Annotated in this window: 15 protein-coding genes; 7 read left to right on the top strand and 8 right to left on the bottom strand. The window is 40.8% G+C overall.

Features of this window, described 5'->3' with window-relative positions; all coding sequences use genetic code 11:
• Positions 1 to 77 precede the first annotated feature (77 nt).
• The 5 genes from aceB to clpA all read left to right on the top strand — a co-directional run bounded on the left by aceB (position 78) and on the right by clpA (position 7,036).
• Positions 78 to 1,661, top strand: a complete 1,584-nt coding sequence (gene aceB / locus KUG63_RS11100) for a malate synthase A (protein WP_277642319.1) — start codon at positions 78 to 80, stop codon at positions 1,659 to 1,661.
• Positions 1,662 to 1,761: 100 nt separating this feature from the next.
• Positions 1,762 to 3,360 (top strand): isocitrate lyase, encoded by a 1,599-nt coding sequence (locus KUG63_RS11095; RefSeq protein WP_287555361.1) that lies wholly within the window; start codon positions 1,762 to 1,764, stop codon positions 3,358 to 3,360.
• Positions 3,361 to 3,501: 141 nt separating this feature from the next.
• On the top strand, positions 3,502 to 4,065 hold the full coding sequence (locus KUG63_RS11090) for a hypothetical protein (protein ID WP_015005972.1): 564 nt from the start codon (positions 3,502 to 3,504) through the stop codon (positions 4,063 to 4,065).
• 373 nt (positions 4,066 to 4,438) lie between these two features.
• Complete coding sequence (clpS, locus tag KUG63_RS11085) at positions 4,439 to 4,768, top strand: ATP-dependent Clp protease adapter ClpS (RefSeq protein ID WP_015005971.1); 330 nt, start codon at positions 4,439 to 4,441, stop codon at positions 4,766 to 4,768.
• A 3-nt stretch (positions 4,769 to 4,771) separates the two neighbouring features.
• The gene (gene clpA / locus KUG63_RS11080) at positions 4,772 to 7,036 is read left to right on the top strand and encodes an ATP-dependent Clp protease ATP-binding subunit ClpA (RefSeq protein WP_015005970.1); all 2,265 of its coding nucleotides are present in this window, start codon (positions 4,772 to 4,774) and stop codon (positions 7,034 to 7,036) included.
• 83 nt (positions 7,037 to 7,119) lie between these two features.
• Here the strand turns inward: clpA and infA are convergent, their stop codons facing one another.
• The 4 genes from infA to trxB form a co-directional block, all read right to left on the bottom strand.
• On the bottom strand, positions 7,120 to 7,338 hold the full coding sequence (gene infA, locus KUG63_RS11075; RefSeq protein ID WP_015005969.1) for a translation initiation factor IF-1: 219 nt from the start codon (positions 7,336 to 7,338) through the stop codon (positions 7,120 to 7,122).
• A gap of 94 nt (positions 7,339 to 7,432) precedes the next feature.
• Positions 7,433 to 8,206: an arginyltransferase gene (locus KUG63_RS11070; protein WP_015005968.1), complete on the bottom strand. Its 774-nt coding sequence runs from the start codon at positions 8,204 to 8,206 to the stop codon at positions 7,433 to 7,435.
• On the bottom strand, positions 8,203 to 8,895 hold the full coding sequence (aat, locus tag KUG63_RS11065; RefSeq protein WP_015005967.1) for a leucyl/phenylalanyl-tRNA--protein transferase: 693 nt from the start codon (positions 8,893 to 8,895) through the stop codon (positions 8,203 to 8,205). Before aat ends, KUG63_RS11070 begins: the two co-directional genes overlap by 4 nt.
• 16 nt (positions 8,896 to 8,911) lie before the next feature.
• Entirely contained in the window at positions 8,912 to 9,871 is a 960-nt protein-coding gene (gene trxB, locus KUG63_RS11060) for a thioredoxin-disulfide reductase (protein WP_015005966.1), read from the bottom strand.
• Positions 9,872 to 10,004: 133 nt separating this feature from the next.
• On the opposite strand from trxB, the gene KUG63_RS11055 reads away from it, so the two are divergent.
• Complete coding sequence (locus KUG63_RS11055) at positions 10,005 to 11,066, top strand: alanine dehydrogenase (RefSeq protein WP_020932450.1); 1,062 nt, start codon at positions 10,005 to 10,007, stop codon at positions 11,064 to 11,066.
• 27 nt (positions 11,067 to 11,093) lie between these two features.
• Here KUG63_RS11055 and KUG63_RS11050 read toward each other — a convergent pair whose 3' ends face one another.
• The 4 genes from KUG63_RS11050 to KUG63_RS11035 all read right to left on the bottom strand — a co-directional run bounded on the left by KUG63_RS11050 (position 11,094) and on the right by KUG63_RS11035 (position 15,017).
• On the bottom strand, positions 11,094 to 12,092 hold the full coding sequence (locus KUG63_RS11050) for a dihydrodipicolinate synthase family protein (RefSeq protein WP_015005964.1): 999 nt from the start codon (positions 12,090 to 12,092) through the stop codon (positions 11,094 to 11,096).
• Between the two features lie 291 nt (positions 12,093 to 12,383).
• Positions 12,384 to 13,820, bottom strand: coding sequence for a sodium:proton antiporter NhaD (gene nhaD / locus KUG63_RS11045; protein WP_020162169.1), 1,437 nt, complete (start codon positions 13,818 to 13,820; stop codon positions 12,384 to 12,386).
• Positions 13,821 to 13,969: 149 nt separating this feature from the next.
• On the bottom strand, positions 13,970 to 14,530 hold the full coding sequence (locus KUG63_RS11040) for a CBS domain-containing protein (RefSeq protein WP_016390651.1): 561 nt from the start codon (positions 14,528 to 14,530) through the stop codon (positions 13,970 to 13,972).
• Positions 14,531 to 14,705: 175 nt separating this feature from the next.
• Complete coding sequence (locus KUG63_RS11035; protein ID WP_015005961.1) at positions 14,706 to 15,017, bottom strand: hypothetical protein; 312 nt, start codon at positions 15,015 to 15,017, stop codon at positions 14,706 to 14,708.
• 309 nt (positions 15,018 to 15,326) lie between these two features.
• Here KUG63_RS11035 and KUG63_RS11030 point away from each other — a divergent pair, with 309 nt between their 5' ends.
• The gene (locus KUG63_RS11030; RefSeq protein ID WP_287555355.1) at positions 15,327 to 15,506 is read left to right on the top strand and encodes a hypothetical protein; all 180 of its coding nucleotides are present in this window, start codon (positions 15,327 to 15,329) and stop codon (positions 15,504 to 15,506) included.
• The last annotated feature ends 1 nt before the right edge of the window (position 15,507 follow it).

Here is a 15,507-nt window from a genome sequence, read left to right as displayed (position 1 = left end):
TTGGGATTGTACGGTGGTATAAAGTTAATATAATGCACTGCACAAACATTATTTTATAACCGACTTAGGAGGTTTAAATGAATGCATTAACGTTTAAAGGTGAACTGTTACCAAGTTATGCCAGTATTTATAACGATGAAGCAAATGCTTTTGTGTCAACATTAGCGGAAGAGTTTTCCCCTCGTGTTGCAGCATTACTCGAGGCACGTAAAGTAAGGCAGGCCGAAATTGATGCGGGTCAATTGCCTGACTTTTTAGCGGAAACAAAACATATACGTGAGGGTGATTGGCGTATCTTAGGTATTCCAGATGACCTACAAGACAGACGAGTAGAGATTACCGGTCCTGTTGATCGTAAAATGATCATTAATGCTTTAAACGCCAATGTAAAAGTGTTTATGGCCGATTTTGAGGATTCATTGTCGCCGACGTGGGATAAAGTCGCTCAGGGCCAAGTTAATATGCGTGATGCAGTTAATGGGACTATCTCATTGGATGACCCTAAATCAGGCAAACACTATGAACTAAATGATGACCCTGCGGTACTTGTTTGCCGCGCACGAGGTTTGCATCTTCCTGAAAAGCACATTCATTTAAACGGACAGGAAATTCCTGGTGGTTTAATTGATTTTGCATACTATTTTTTCCATAACTATAAAACCTTATTAGCAAAAGGCTCAGGGCCATACTTTTATATTCCTAAATTGCAATCGCATAAAGAAGCTCGCTGGTGGGCTGACTTAATGGATAAAGCTGAAGATTTGGTAGGGTTAGAGCGGGGTACTATCAAAGCAACTGTTTTGATTGAAACACTACCGGCTGTCTTTGAAATGGAGGAGATTCTCTACGAATTTCGTGATCATATTGTGGCACTTAACTGTGGTCGTTGGGATTATATATTTAGCTACATCAAAACGCTTAAAAATTACCCAGATCGTGTGCTTCCAGACCGCCAAGTTGTGACCATGGATAAACCCTTTTTGAGTGCATATTCGAGGCTATTAATTAAAACTTGTCATAAACGCGGTGCTTTAGCAATGGGCGGAATGGCAGCGTTTATACCCGCAAAAGATGCCGAGGCTAATGCCACTGTCTTAAAAAAAGTCGTTGGCGATAAAACGCTAGAAGCAAAAAATGGCCATGATGGAACATGGGTCGCGCACCCAGGTCTGGCAGATACAGCAATGGCGGTCTTTAATGAATATATTGGTGAAGGCAAAGCAAACCAAATGGACGTATTGCGTACTGAAGATGCCGACGTGACAGCAGAGGATTTATTAGAGCCTTGTGAAGGCGATCGAACAGAAGAGGGGATGCGGGCTAATTTGCGAATAGCTGTTCAATATATTGAAGCATGGATCCAAGGTAATGGTTGTGTGCCGATCTATGGTTTGATGGAAGATGCGGCAACTGCAGAGATTTCACGCTCATCAATCTGGCAATGGATACATCACGGCAAAAACTTAAGCAACGGCAAAAAAGTAACCGTTGAATTGTTCCGCGAATTAATGCTTGAAGAAATGGAAACTATTAAGAGTGAGATTGGTGAAAAGCGCTTTAAAGAGGGCCGTTTCAGCGAGGCGGCAAAAATAATGGACCGCTTTACCACATCTGAAAAACTAGTGGATTTCTTAACGGTACCAGCTTACGAGTATTTGTAGTTGCTAGGAATCAGTTACGTTAGGTTGGGCAGTAAAATGTCCATATATTTTAACGCTATACATGTTTACTTTTTACGTCATTAATTGAAAGGAGATCTAAATGTCATCTTATACAAATGATATAAATGCTGTTTCAGAGTTAGTTCAAGCTAAGGGAAATTCTTGGGCTGCCATTAACCCAGAATCTGTTGCACGTATGCGTGCACAGAACAAATTTAAAACGGGCCTTGATATCGCGCAATATACCGCTGATATTATGAATGCAGACATGGCGGCCTTCGATGCAGACAACACGCTATACACACAATCATTAGGTTGCTGGCACGGTTTTATTGGTCAACAAAAAATGATTTCTATTAAGAAGCACTTTGGTGGCAAGACGGATCGCCGTTACCTTTACCTTTCTGGTTGGATGGTGGCGGCCTTACGCTCTGAGTTTGGTCCTTTACCCGATCAATCAATGCATGAAAAAACCGCGGTTGCTTCATTAGTCGAAGAGCTTTATACATTTCTTCGGCAGGCTGACGCGCGTGAATTAGGTGGCCTGTTTCGTCAATTAGATACGGCTCGCGAAGCAGGTGATGAGGCTACAGTCGAACAAATCCAAGAAGAAATTGATAATCATGTGACCCACGTTGTGCCGATTGTTGCTGATATTGATGCGGGCTTTGGTAATGCGGAAGCGACTTATTTAATGGCCAAACAAATGATTGAAGCGGGGGCCTGTTGTTTACAAATTGAAAACCAGGTGGCGGATGAAAAACAATGTGGTCACCAAGATGGCAAAGTCACGGTTCCTCATGCTGATTTTCATGCCAAAATTCGTGCATTACGTCACGCATTTCTAGAATTGGGTATCGACAATGGGCTAATTGTTGCTCGTACAGATTCTGAAGGTGCTGGCCTAACCAAAGAAATCGCGGTGGTTAAAGAGCCTGGTGACCAAGGCGATCAATACAATTCTTTCTTAGATGTTGAAGAAATTGACGTAGCTGATATGGCTGAAGGTGACGTATGTTTTAATCGTGACGGTAAACTTGTTCGCCCTAAGCGCTTACCTTCTGGTCTATACCAATTTCGTCAAGGTACTGGTCCTGAACGTTGCGTATTTGACTCAATCGAAGCTATTAAAGCGGGTGCCGATCTTCTTTGGATTGAAACGGCAACACCAAGCGTTAAAGACATTGCAGACATGATGAACGAAGTACGTAAAGAGATTCCTAATGCGAAGTTAGTGTACAACAATAGCCCATCATTCAACTGGACGCTTAATTTCCGTCAACAGGCTTACGATCGATGGGTCGAAGAGGGTAAGGATGTATCGGCTTACGACCGAGAAGATCTGATGAATGCTAAATATGATGCAACGGAATTGGCTGCCGATGCAGACGATAAAATTCGCACGTTCCAAGCTGACTCGTCTCGAGAAGCAAATATCTTTCATCACTTGATTACATTGCCGACGTACCACACAGCCGCATTGTCTACAGATAACTTGGCTAAAGAGTATTTCGGTGAGGCTGGAATGCTAGGCTATGTAAGGGACGTACAGCGAAAAGAAATTCGTCAGGGTATTGCCTGTGTTAAACATCAAAATATGTCGGGATCAGACATGGGCGATGACCACAAAGAATATTTTGCAGGTGAAAATGCACTGAAAGCGGGTGGCGCGAAAAACACCTCCAATCAGTTTTCTTAAATACCTAGAGAGATGCGTTAGCTAAGCGTATTTGTTGAAACTTATGTACTTTAAAGGCGGCTTTTTCTACTGAAGTCGCCTTTTTATTTGGCTGAGTTTAAAATTCGACGTAAGGTTAGTATAGATAGAAAGGACCATTAAATGCGTGAGATACCCCATTATTTAAAAGATGCCAACATGCTTCTAAGCAGAAACGGTTTTATTACTAGTCATGTTTGGTATCACGGTACCTCCTCATCTTTAGTTGACTCTATTTTGTCTGCTGGCTTAAAACGTTCAGGTGATCACCTTATGAACGAAGCAGCAAAGAGCACCATGGCGACTATTGGAAATACTTATCGTGAAACGACTGAACCAGTTTTTTTAACACCCAGTAAAGAACTGGCCTATTACTGGGCTCAGCAAACTGTACGCCGTAGACGTTTACGGGTTGACGTTGAAGAATCGCCGGTTGTTTTTGCTATTGCATTAACGCAAGAACAACATCAAGCTGTTCGCCCTGATGTTGGCGCAGCCAGTTTGTTAATGATTAAGGACGGGCAGGACTACCTTGAGTATGTTGCCGCGCTTTATCAACACTGTCAGGCCGGAGAACTGCGTATAGAGTTGAAGAACGCACCTCGTTTAGACTATTTAAATAAGCTCGGAATGGCCTATATTAATGAAGATATTAAGGCAGACTTTATTTCATTGGTGTCTGAGTGAAAAAAAGGGTTGAAGCGATTAATAGGCCTAAATAGTGTGCTGTAGGAGTTATCAGTACATGTGTTTATAAAATTAAGTTGAGCTGTTTTTTCTAAAGCATAAGGTGTTATAAACACAAGCAGTGCACTTATGTGAACGTGCGGATGATTTAAGTTAACTTGAAAAATCATTTCACAGGCACCATTTAGTAAGTTAACTGGAGTTTGTAGCAATAAAATATAGTGGTGTTAAAAGGCTGTTCAGATTTGAAGCAGATGGTATACCATTGCTCAACGGCCTGATGAAAAAGTCTATCTATTTAGTTCGACTATATAGAACAAGATGATGTTTTTTCTGTCAAAATGACATAACTTAATTTTAATTATTGAAACGTATGCCTGATTTACCTTTTGAAGATGACCAAGACGACGGCAATTTAGCTGTTCAAGAATCAAAACCGAAGTTGCAAAAGCCGCCGATGTATAAGGTGTTGTTGTTAAATGATGATTTCACGCCAATGGATTTTGTGGTGTCTATTTTGCAAACAATTTTTTATAAAGATAAAGAAGAGGCCGTTAGAATCACCATGAATGTGCATACTAGTGGTATTGGTGTATGTGGTATTTATACTAAAGATATAGCGGAAACAAAAGTGCAACAGGTCATAGCGCATTCTCAAGAGAACCAGCATCCTTTGCAGTGCACATTAGAAGAAGTGGAGTGAACAATGCTTAACAAAGAGTTAGAACAGTCATTAAACGATGCGTTTAAACAAGCGCACGAGAAACGTCACGAATTTATAACAGTAGAACACTTGCTGTTAGCGATGATGAGTAATAAGTCTGCGTGTGAAGTGTTTGAAGCATCTGGTGGCAATGTAGAGGCAATGACCAGTGATCTTGAGGCATATTTAGAAGAGTCTACGCCGATTATTCCAAGTGATGTCGAACGTGAAACTCAACCGACACTAGGTTTTCAGCGGGTTCTTCAGCGAGCGGTATTTCATGTTCAGTCGTCCGGTAAAAAAGAAGTGACTGGTGCGAATGTACTGGTGGCTATATTTAGCGAACAAGATTCACAAGCGGTATATTTAATGAGCCGCCAAAATGTGACTCGGCTTGATGTGGTTAATTTTATATCTCATGGTATTGCAAGAATTGAAGAGGACGACATGTCTGACTTTGAGGAAGTTCCTGCATCAGAGGGAGAAGAGGCTTCAAATGATCCACTAACAAAGTATGCAGTTAATTTGAATGAACAAGCGAAACTTGGAAAAATTGATCCCTTAATTGGCCGTGAAAAAGAGTTAGAACGTACGATTCAAACCCTATGTCGGCGTCGTAAAAATAATCCTTTATTGGTTGGTGAGGCAGGCGTTGGTAAAACAGCAATTGCGGAAGGCCTAGCGTTAAAGATTGTTGAGGGTAATGTTCCTGAAGTACTTGAAGAAACCACTATTTATTCATTAGATATGGGCACATTAGTTGCCGGAACAAAATACCGAGGCGATTTTGAGAAACGACTAAAAGGTTTGGTCAATCAACTTAAAAAACAAGAAAAAAGCATACTATTTATTGACGAAATACATACTATCATTGGAGCAGGTTCTGCCTCAGGTAGTGTGATGGACGCTTCAAACATGATCAAACCAGCTTTGGCATCGGGTGAGTTGCGCTGTATTGGTTCTACTACCTATAAAGAATTCCGCGGTATTTTTGAAAAAGATCATGCCTTAGCAAGACGTTTTCAGAAAATTGATGTCAATGAGCCATCAGTTGACGATACTATTCGTATCTTAAAAGGCTTAAAACCACGTTATGAGGAACATCATAATATTGAATACAGCGCTGAAAGTATCGAAACGGCAGCTAAATTAGCAGACCGTTATCTCAATGATAGGTTTTTACCGGATAAAGCAATTGATGTTATTGATGAAGCTGGCGCAAAACAGCGTTTGTTGCCTGAAGCGGATCGGCCACCGGTGATCTTAACTAGCGATATCGAAAAAATCATTGCTCAAATTGCGAGAATTCCTGAGAAAAGCATTTCATCTCAAGATAAAGACAAGCTGAAGGACTTGGCGCGCCATCTTAAAATGGTTGTTTTCGGCCAAGATGAAGCGATTGAGAAACTGTCTGATGCTGTTATTTTAAGTCGAGCTGGGCTTGGCCAAGAAGAAAGAACCATAGGGTCATTTTTATTCGCTGGTCCTACGGGTGTAGGTAAAACAGAAGTGACCAATCAACTAGCCAAAATAATGGGTGTCGATTTAATTCGCTTTGATATGTCAGAGTACATGGAGCGTCATACGGTCTCTCGTTTGATCGGTTCACCCCCAGGTTATGTTGGCTATGATCAAGGTGGCTTACTAACAGAGGAAGTGAACAAGCACCCGTATGCAATTTTGTTGCTTGATGAAATTGAAAAAGCCCATCCTGATATCTTTAATTTATTACTGCAAATTATGGATCACGGCACGTTAACAGATAATAACGGCAGAAAAGCAGACTTTAGAAACATCATGTTAGTGATGACGACGAATGCTGGCGCGCAAGAAGCGAGTCGTGCCTCAATTGGTTTTACTGAACAAGAGCACTCATCAGATAGTATGCAAGTGATTGAAAAGTCATTTTCACCAGAATTTAGAAATAGACTCGATGCGGTTGTTCAATTTAAATCACTAGACGAAGACACCATTATTCATGTGGTAGACAAGTTTATATTTGAACTAGAGTCTCAATTACATGATAAGAATGTATCGTTAACATTGGAGCCGGAAGCACGTAGTTGGTTAGCGAAAAAAGGCTACGATCCTAAAATGGGCGCAAGACCGATGGAACGTACTGTGCAAGAACATATCAAAAAACCATTGGCTAACGAACTGTTATTTGGTCGATTAACCAACGGCGGAACAGTGAAGGTTTACGTAAAGGATAATAAGATTGATTTTATTATCACAGAAGCAACGAAAGACTTAATTGAGCAGCGTTAATAACGCTTACCAAATGATAAGGTTCTGATCGGGTATGAGTTAACGGGGTGTGTCCCCGTTAAGTAATACGTATAGAGTGATGCTTATTTAACTCGGTAGGTGATTCGGCCTTTTGTTAAATCGTATGGTGTCATTTCTACTTTAACGCGGTCACCCGTTAAAATACGAATATAGTGCTTACGCATTTTTCCTGAGATATGCGCTGTGATAATGTGACCATTTTCCAACTCAACACGAAACATTGTATTTGGTAGCGTATCTTTTACTACGCCTTCCATTTCAATTTGATCTTCTTTTGCCATGATTTCCTTTAAAAAATAATAAACTAAACACTTGATTAACAAGCTAATGCGGCGCGATTTTACACTATTTGAGCGGTGTTAAGTACGAATTGGTTTAAAAAGTTATTGGGGAGTCCAAAGATGCGCTTTGATCGGGTAGCTCATCATCTTTAGTGTAACGACGCCATTTTCCTTCAATTAACATCTCAAGGGGCATGAAATTAGTTTTATAAGCCATTTTTACTGAATTTTTTATGTAATACCCAAGGTATAAATGCCTTTTCCCGCGGTTTTGAGTGGCCTTGATCTGCTGCAAAATTGAAAAGGTCCCCAGACTTCTAGCTGAGTATTCTGGGTCGAAGAAAGTATAAACTGCAGAGAGGGCATCACCAAAAATATCTGTTACTGAAACAGCTAATAGTTTTTCACCCAAACGGGTTTCAAACATCAAACTGTTACCAAATGATTGACATAAAAACTCTTCGTATTCATTTTCACCGAAACTTTCCATAGAGCCACCAGGGTGTTTAAAAGCTTGGTATCGGCAGTATAGCTCGTAGTGTTCTGTTGAGAAAATAGATTGCACAGAGCTAACGCTTAGGTCTTTATTTTTTGTTAACACTCTTCGTTGGCTTTTTGATGCGTTAAATGTTTGTACATCCACTCTCGAAGAAATGCAGGCACGACAACTAGGGCAGTGTGGGCGATATGTATGTTGTCCGCTTCGCCTAAAACCGATGCTAATAAGGTATTCGTAAATGCTAGGTGTTACTGTGACATCAGGCGAAATAAAAATATTTTGTGATTGTCGATCCGTTAAGTAATCACACGCTTGTGGTGTTGATATATAGAGTTGTAACTGTCTGCCAGCTGGGGAGGGTGAGCTCATGAAAGTAACCACGCGTTTGTCGACGGTTTTTTTAGACAATAAACTGCAAGTTGTTCAGCAAATTCTTTTCTCGGTATGGTTGATGCGCCCAATCGCTCTAGATGGTCAGAGTGGACTTGGCAATCTATCAGCTGAAACTCCCATTGACTTAACTGTTTGCATAAAAAAGCAAACCCCACTTTGGATGCGTTATCTAACCGGCTGAACATTGATTCGCCAAAAAAAACCTGCCCAATGCTGACACCATAAAGACCACCAACTAGTTTTTCGTCCGCCCAAACTTCAACTGAATGAGCGTGACCTAAAGTAAACAGAGTTTGATAAGCATCAATCATTGAATCGGTAATCCAAGTGCCTTGTTGATCCTTTCGACTCGTAGAGCAGGCCACGATGACCTCATTAAATGCCTTGTCAACGGTGCAGCTATATAAATTTTTATTGATACATTTTTTCAGGCTGCGAGAAATATGTAGATCATCCGGTTTTAAAACTAACCGAGGGTCAGGTGACCACCAAAGAATAGGCTGATCTTCATCAAACCAAGGAAAGATACCGCAACGGTAGGCATTTAGTAAGCGCTGGGGGTTTAAAGTTCCCCCAGCTGCTAGTAAGCCATTTGGCTCCTCTAATGCGTAATCTAGAGAAGGAAATGGTTCAGCATCATTTTCTATATCTAACCAGTGGAGCATGATAGATTACAGATCTTTATGCATCCTCTAAAGCATCAAGAAAACGCTCGGCGTCAAGCGCAGCCATACAACCAGAGCCTGCCGATGTAATGGCTTGCCTGTATATAGAGTCAGCGACATCCCCAGCGGCAAAAATACCTGGAATACTGGTTTGTGTTGCATTGCCTGAGCTGCCACGTTCAGTATGTAAGTACCCATGAGACATATCTAATTGGCCGTCAAAAATTTGAGTGTTAGGTGAATGACCGATGGCAATAAAAACACCTTCAAGGTCAATCTCTTTCGTACTATTATCTTGAGTGTTTTTAATGCGAATACCCGTGACACCCATATCGTCGCCGAGTACTTCATCTAATTGGTTAAACCATTCGACTGAAATATTACCATCGGCCACTTTTTTCATTAATTTATCGGATAAGATTTTTTCTGAACGAAATGAGTCACGTCGATGAATAACTGTAACGTGTTCTGCAATGTTAGATAAGTAAAGTGCCTCTTCAACGGCAGTATTGCCGCCGCCGATAACAGCAACACGTTGGTTCTTATAGAAAAAACCATCACAGGTGGCACATGCTGAAACACCTTTTCCTTTAAATGCTTCTTCAGACGGTAAGCCTAAATATTTTGCAGAAGCACCGGTGGCGATTATTAAGGCATCGCAAGTGTATGTGCCTGCATCGCCCTTTAAAGTGAATGGGCGTTGTTGTAATTCGGTAGTATGGATATGGTCAAACTGAATTTTTGTATCGAAGCGTTCAGCGTGTTGCTTCATTCTTTCCATCAAAGCTGGGCCTTGCAAGCCTTCTACATCACCAGGCCAATTATCAACTTCAGTAGTTGTCATCAGTTGGCCGCCTTGTTCAATACCGGTGATTAATAAGGGGTTTAGGTTGGCTCTAGCAGCATATACAGCAGCTGTGTAACCTGCAGGGCCGGACCCTAAAATAATTAATCGATGATGTGAGTTGTCGCTCATAAGTGGCTCCTAAATAACTGTGTTTAAACTATGCTTATACCCAAGGGGGTATGTTTGAAAATGAGCGCTGGCTCATTTAATTTAATTTTAAAGCGCTGTAGTATGGCGATAAGATCTAACTAGGTAAAGTATTATGCTGATGAATATTGGTATTCCAAAAGAGATTAAAACAGCTGAAGGGCGTGTTGCATTAACGCCAATGGCTTGTCAGGAACTCATTGCGAAGGGGCACCGCCTTTATATTGAACATCAGGCTGGTGTTTTAAGCGGCTTTGATGATGACCAATATAGGCAAGTTGGTGTGATTGTTTGCCCTACAGCGCAAACGCTTTATAAGGCAGGCGATTTAATTGTAAAGGTAAAAGAGCCGCAAGAGGGGGACCTTCAATATTTAACACCTAATCACCTTCTTTTTTGTTTTCTTCACCTTGCTGCGAACGAAGAACTAGCGAGTAAATTATCAAAAATAGGCCTGACGGCTGTTGGTTTTGAATCGGTGCGAGATAATAAACAGCTGCCAATCCTTAAACCCATGAGTGAAATAGCCGGAAAACTATCTGTTCAGATAGGTGCTACTTTATTACATCAATACCGCGGTGGTTCTGGTTTATTGTTAGGCGGTTTGCAAGACGATGGTGTCGAAAAAGGGCAAGTATTGGTACTTGGGGCTGGTTCTGCTGGAAGGCAAGCAGCCTTATTAGCAAGAAATATAGGCGCGAAAGTGTCTGTTTATGATAAGTCACTTGAGGCACTTGCATCAGTCACTCAACTGGATCCTTTAATTAACCCTATAAATAATCAAGAGGAATGTTTGTCGTTAATGGCTACCACAAACTTGTTAGTGGCTGCTTTGCATGTTCCCGGGAAGAAAGCGCCGCATTTTATTAACCGTTCCCATTTAAAATTAATGATGGAAGGTTCTGTCATTGTGGATATTTCAGTGGATCAAGGGGGATGTGTTGAAACAACTCGTCCGACAACGTATAACGAACCGACTTTTGTAGAGGAGGGAGTTACTCACTTTTGTGTGGCTAATATGCCAGGAGCTGTACCTAGAACGGCTACGCAAGCTCTTTCAGAAGTGTTACCCGCATATATTCATCGATTTGCACAAGAAGAGTGGTCTGAACGAGATGCGGTTATGAAATCGGCCATTAATGTCAAAGCAGGAAAAGTACTTATTGACCTGCTTTAGACATTAATGACGAGATCAATATTTTACTTAAAGCGTGCCTTCAAGTAATTTTTTATTTAACTCAGCCCAACCTGTACCAGATTTAGCAGCGCCTTCTAAATAGTGCTCTGGTGCTGTCATGTAAGGAGGGCGGCATGGACCTGCTTTCATCCAACCAGCTGCATTAATACGCGCTTTTTCTAACTGAATGTTATATTTAGAAAATTCAGCAAAGCCTCCAGGAGGGAATAAGCTAGACAGTGCTAATGCCATTTGTGGGTAAAGCTCGTCTGGTCTACTCCAGTCACCTGTTTTAGCCGCTTCTCTAACACTGTCACGCCAATGAATGGTTAGCTCAGGGCCTGTACAAGCAAGTGGTGACCAAAAAGCAGTGTTGAATTCTGGATCCATTTTAGCAGCATCTGCGTGATCGATTTCTAGTGGCAAAAATCTAATTTGCTTTTTTGAAACCATCGTGTGCAAGTGTAGTTGACCAATATTTATGTACTTGCAAGTGATGACTTGTGGAATGTTAGCAACTTGAGCCCAAAATGGAGCTGGGAAATCAAATTTAAATGCTTCTGGGTTAGCGTAAATAGCGATTGCCATTTCAGGCACAGCTTCAGCAACATCTTGATAGAAACGAACAGCTGCAGGTACATCAATTTGCTGCCACATTGGTAAGCCTAACATTGTTCCGTCAGCACCAATATCTCGTGCATGACGTAATTGACGAATAGTCTCGCGAGTATTCATTGTTGTAACACCAACAAAGATAGGTACTCGTCCGGCTGAAGTTTCAACCATGACTTCCATCATTTTTTTCTTTTCTTCCCAAGTAAGGGTAGCGCCTTCTCCAAAAGTTCCTTGACTCATGATGGCGTCAACACCAGATTCAATAAGGCCGTCAACAGCTCTAGCGATTTCGTCATAATCAACGCTGTCTTCTGTTTGCCATTGATCACCAGTTTCTATCGCTGGTGTAGGAATGATTGCCCACGCACCATTCACATCTTCTACTGTTAACCTGTCTTGTCTTCTAGCCATAATTATGTCCACCTATTTGTTATTTTTAAAATAAATATGAGAGCGAGAATTGTATATTGATAACATTTTATATACCAAGGACTTTTATCAGTTTTTTCTTATATACAACATGAACCTGACAGTCGAGGTATTTAATACGCATTTTAATTTTATTCTAACTGTATAAAAATCTTAATATTATTTATTAAAGTGCGCAAAAAAATTAATAAATTGGGCCTAAGCGGTGACTCCATGGGATTAATTAATCGAATGTTTTATATTAAGCTTTAGCTATTTTATAGAACATGTTATTTAAAAAAGCCCCGCGTTGATCCACATATGCACATAAATACTGGCAGCGTAACCGAGAGCGATAACAGGTGCCCATTTAAGGTGTGAAGCAAATGTATAGATACCACGTGCTTGCCCCATTAGGGCAACACCTGCAGCAGAGCCAATTGATAATAAGCTTCCTCCAACTCCAGCGGTTAATGTAACCAGTAACCATTGACCTTGAGACATATCGGGCGACATGGTTAAAACGGCAAACATCACTGGAATGTTGTCGACAATGGCAGACATAAGGCCCAGTAATACATTTGCGGTAGTTGGTCCTAGGTCGCCATAGATGAATTCGGAAGCCAGACCTAGGTAGCCAAGAAAGCCTAACCCTCCTACCGCCATGATCACACCATAGAAGAAGAATAGGGTGTCCCATTCAGCGCCTGCAACCTTGTCGAAAACATCAAATTCACGAAAATCAGTCTGTGCGTTATCTTTACTGCCTTCTTGAAACCTTTCTTCAAAACCTGGTGAGTTTCGTGAATGCTCGCTAATTTTAAGGTAATAACTAAAAAATTTGAGGTAGGCTAAACCGGTCATCATGCCAATGGCAGGAGGTAGGTGCAGGAAGTTATGAAAGCAGACAGCGGTCAAAATGGTTAATGCAAAAAGCATAACAATAGTTAGACCGCCTCGTTTAATAAGCAATGTTTCATTATCATCGACAGAGTTAGGCATTCCAGCAGGGATGAAAGCACTCATAATGGCTGCGGGTACTAAATAATTTACCAGTGATGGTATAAAAAGATTAAAGAATTCAGTAAATTGAAGTAAGCCTTTTTGCCACACCATTAACGTGGTGATGTCGCCGAACGGGCTGAACGCACCACCTGCGTTTGCACCAACAACGATGCTGATGCAGGAAATAGACACAAATTTAGGAGCGTTTTTGCCAACGGTAAGCACAACAGTACACATGATAAGTGCCGTTGTTAGATTGTCTGCCACCGGTGATATAAAGAAGGCTAGGGTACCGGTTAACCAGAATAGGTTTTTATAACTGAAGCCTTTATCAATTAACCAGCCACGGAGCGCATCAAATACTTTGCGCTCTATCATCGCGTTTATATAGGTCATTGCTACCAATAAAAAGAAGAATAATTCGGCATATTCAAGAAAGTTATGGCGTAAGGCGATTTCTGCAGCATGATCATACCCATGGGTCTTGTATGCGATTGCGATCATGATCCAGATGAGCCCAGCAGCCAATAAGACCGGTTTGGATTTACGTAAGTGAAGTTGCTCTTCAAAGATCACTAGTGTGTAGGCGAGAGCAAAAACTAATAATGATAAATATCCAACTATAGTGGATGTAAGGTCTATCGGTTGGTAAGTAGCTGAGGAGGACCATGCAAGGCAGGGGGTTATTAGCAGCAGTAAAGCGGCTAGTATCATAAGTATTTTCATCTAAAGTGCTCCTTATTATTAGCACTGTGTTAAAAATGCTAAAAAAATTATCGAGTATGAAACGAAATGAACGTAGATATCTGTTCTATTAAGGTAAAGGTTCCCACGATTGATCGTGGGAACCCAGCCTCACCGTTATAAGGTTTAATTTAATGTTGAATGGCCTTAAAAATCCCAACAAAACTGGAGTCACTTTTAATGTTTATCTGTAATTGAAGTGATCTAGCAATGTCGCTGGCTGAAATGATTCCTCGAATTTTGTGATGCTTATGGTCCACAACCAGGCAGTGTCGGTAACCGCTGTTTTTAAGGCTACCAATAACATCTTTAATAGAGGCGTGTGCCAGATCCGAATAATCAAAAGACTTTAATTTATTTCTCGGTCTCATAAAGTCAGTAACAGACAGTTCTTCTCTGTTTTCACCTTTAGATACACGCTTAAGTATTTCCCGGCTATTTAAGTCCTCTAGGCTAACGACACCTAATAAATGATTGTTACTATTAACAACAAACTTTAAGCGAACATGTTCTGTTTGCATGAGTTTTTCAGCATCTATGGCAGACATAGAGGAGTTTATAACCATCGGTTGGGTTTTTTCAAAATCGGTGAAGATTTCGAGCGCTGGTGACTTCAAGCTAATTTGTTTGTTTAGCTCTGGCCAAGCTAATTCATCGAAGGGAGTAGTATCGTAAAATGCTAAGTCTTTCATCGTTGTGCTCTCCGGTTTTTAAATGATATGCCATGGGAAGGCAGAAAATGACTTTAAGGGAGGCGTGTTGTCTTACAGTATTGCATAGCTTGTGACGGCTATTGCGAATACGCAGCTATTAGGCAGCCCTTAAAAAATAGTTGTTTTTGACCAGAAAAGTCTAGTCTGTATAACGTTAGCCGATGAAGGAGGGAGGGGCGCGGATAGAAAATTTGCCAGCAATATTATGTGCTGAAACGTAAATAGGGTGTGAACGGTCGCTATGAGTAGCGTGTTTTTTGTTGTGATAGACGTGCGTTGATAAAAAATCATCAACGTTATCAAAAGGATTGTTTTCATCTGATAACTCAAACTCTACAAGCGAAGAGGCAGGCTTAAAAGAGCTGTCTGAATATAGGTGCTGTGTATCACCTAGAGCCGCCGATGAGACGGCGATCAGTGTTAAAGACAGAAAAAATAGACCTATCTTTGATTTCTTAATTAACATGAGGAATCTGATGAGGTTAGTCCAACTTAAATTAATGGCCAGTGCGTGTAGATTGCCTAATAAGGAATATTGCTGAAGGTTAATGATATTGTCAATGGAATTTGTATAAAAACCTTTGTTGTTCGTAGAGCCTGCTGTTTACATAAAGAAAAGAATAATTAGCTCCCAGTCGCCATTAAAATCGATTTATCGCATTCGGTTGATGACTGGATCGGCTTTCAGTTTATTGATGATGAACTGGTTACACCTGAAAATGAGTTTGTCACGCTGGGTAAAATTCGCGCTCATTAATACCTTAATCTTAATGTGATGATTGATTTTAGAGCTGACGAGAACACCAAGCTAAAAGAAGATATCGAACGTTTAACGTCGCCTAAAGCATTTTTATATAACTGGAAAAGAGAAGTGGTTCCACTAATTAGGACAACCTGCTTAGGAGTTATTTTCCCAGTTAATCATGCCGCGATTAACGGCATGATGGTTTCATAAT

Origin of the sequence: Cycloclasticus sp. (assembly GCF_019090545.1) — a bacterium.
GTDB classification, from domain to species: domain Bacteria; phylum Pseudomonadota; class Gammaproteobacteria; order Methylococcales; family Cycloclasticaceae; genus Cycloclasticus; species Cycloclasticus pugetii.
Note: the sequence above shows the minus strand (reverse complement) of the source record. Positions and strands in the feature narration are given on the sequence as shown.

What these genes read in the sequence shown, in the direction of transcription:
- aceB (WP_277642319.1), top strand. Translation starts at nt 78, where the DNA reads ATGAATGCATTAACGTTTAAAGGTGAACTGTTACCAAGTTATGCCAGT.
- KUG63_RS11095 (WP_287555361.1), top strand. Translation starts at nt 1,762, where the DNA reads ATGTCATCTTATACAAATGATATAAATGCTGTTTCAGAGTTAGTTCAA.
- KUG63_RS11090 (WP_015005972.1), top strand. Translation starts at nt 3,502, where the DNA reads ATGCGTGAGATACCCCATTATTTAAAAGATGCCAACATGCTTCTAAGC.
- clpS (WP_015005971.1), top strand. Translation starts at nt 4,439, where the DNA reads ATGCCTGATTTACCTTTTGAAGATGACCAAGACGACGGCAATTTAGCT.
- clpA (WP_015005970.1), top strand. Translation starts at nt 4,772, where the DNA reads ATGCTTAACAAAGAGTTAGAACAGTCATTAAACGATGCGTTTAAACAA.
- infA (WP_015005969.1), bottom strand. Translation starts at nt 7,338, where the DNA reads ATGGCAAAAGAAGATCAAATTGAAATGGAAGGCGTAGTAAAAGATACG.
- KUG63_RS11070 (WP_015005968.1), bottom strand. Translation starts at nt 8,206, where the DNA reads ATGAGCTCACCCTCCCCAGCTGGCAGACAGTTACAACTCTATATATCA.
- aat (WP_015005967.1), bottom strand. Translation starts at nt 8,895, where the DNA reads ATGCTCCACTGGTTAGATATAGAAAATGATGCTGAACCATTTCCTTCT.
- trxB (WP_015005966.1), bottom strand. Translation starts at nt 9,871, where the DNA reads ATGAGCGACAACTCACATCATCGATTAATTATTTTAGGGTCCGGCCCT.
- KUG63_RS11055 (WP_020932450.1), top strand. Translation starts at nt 10,005, where the DNA reads ATGCTGATGAATATTGGTATTCCAAAAGAGATTAAAACAGCTGAAGGG.
- KUG63_RS11050 (WP_015005964.1), bottom strand. Translation starts at nt 12,092, where the DNA reads ATGGCTAGAAGACAAGACAGGTTAACAGTAGAAGATGTGAATGGTGCG.
- nhaD (WP_020162169.1), bottom strand. Translation starts at nt 13,820, where the DNA reads ATGAAAATACTTATGATACTAGCCGCTTTACTGCTGCTAATAACCCCC.
- KUG63_RS11040 (WP_016390651.1), bottom strand. Translation starts at nt 14,530, where the DNA reads ATGAAAGACTTAGCATTTTACGATACTACTCCCTTCGATGAATTAGCT.
- KUG63_RS11035 (WP_015005961.1), bottom strand. Translation starts at nt 15,017, where the DNA reads ATGTTAATTAAGAAATCAAAGATAGGTCTATTTTTTCTGTCTTTAACA.
- KUG63_RS11030 (WP_287555355.1), top strand. Translation starts at nt 15,327, where the DNA reads ATGATTGATTTTAGAGCTGACGAGAACACCAAGCTAAAAGAAGATATC.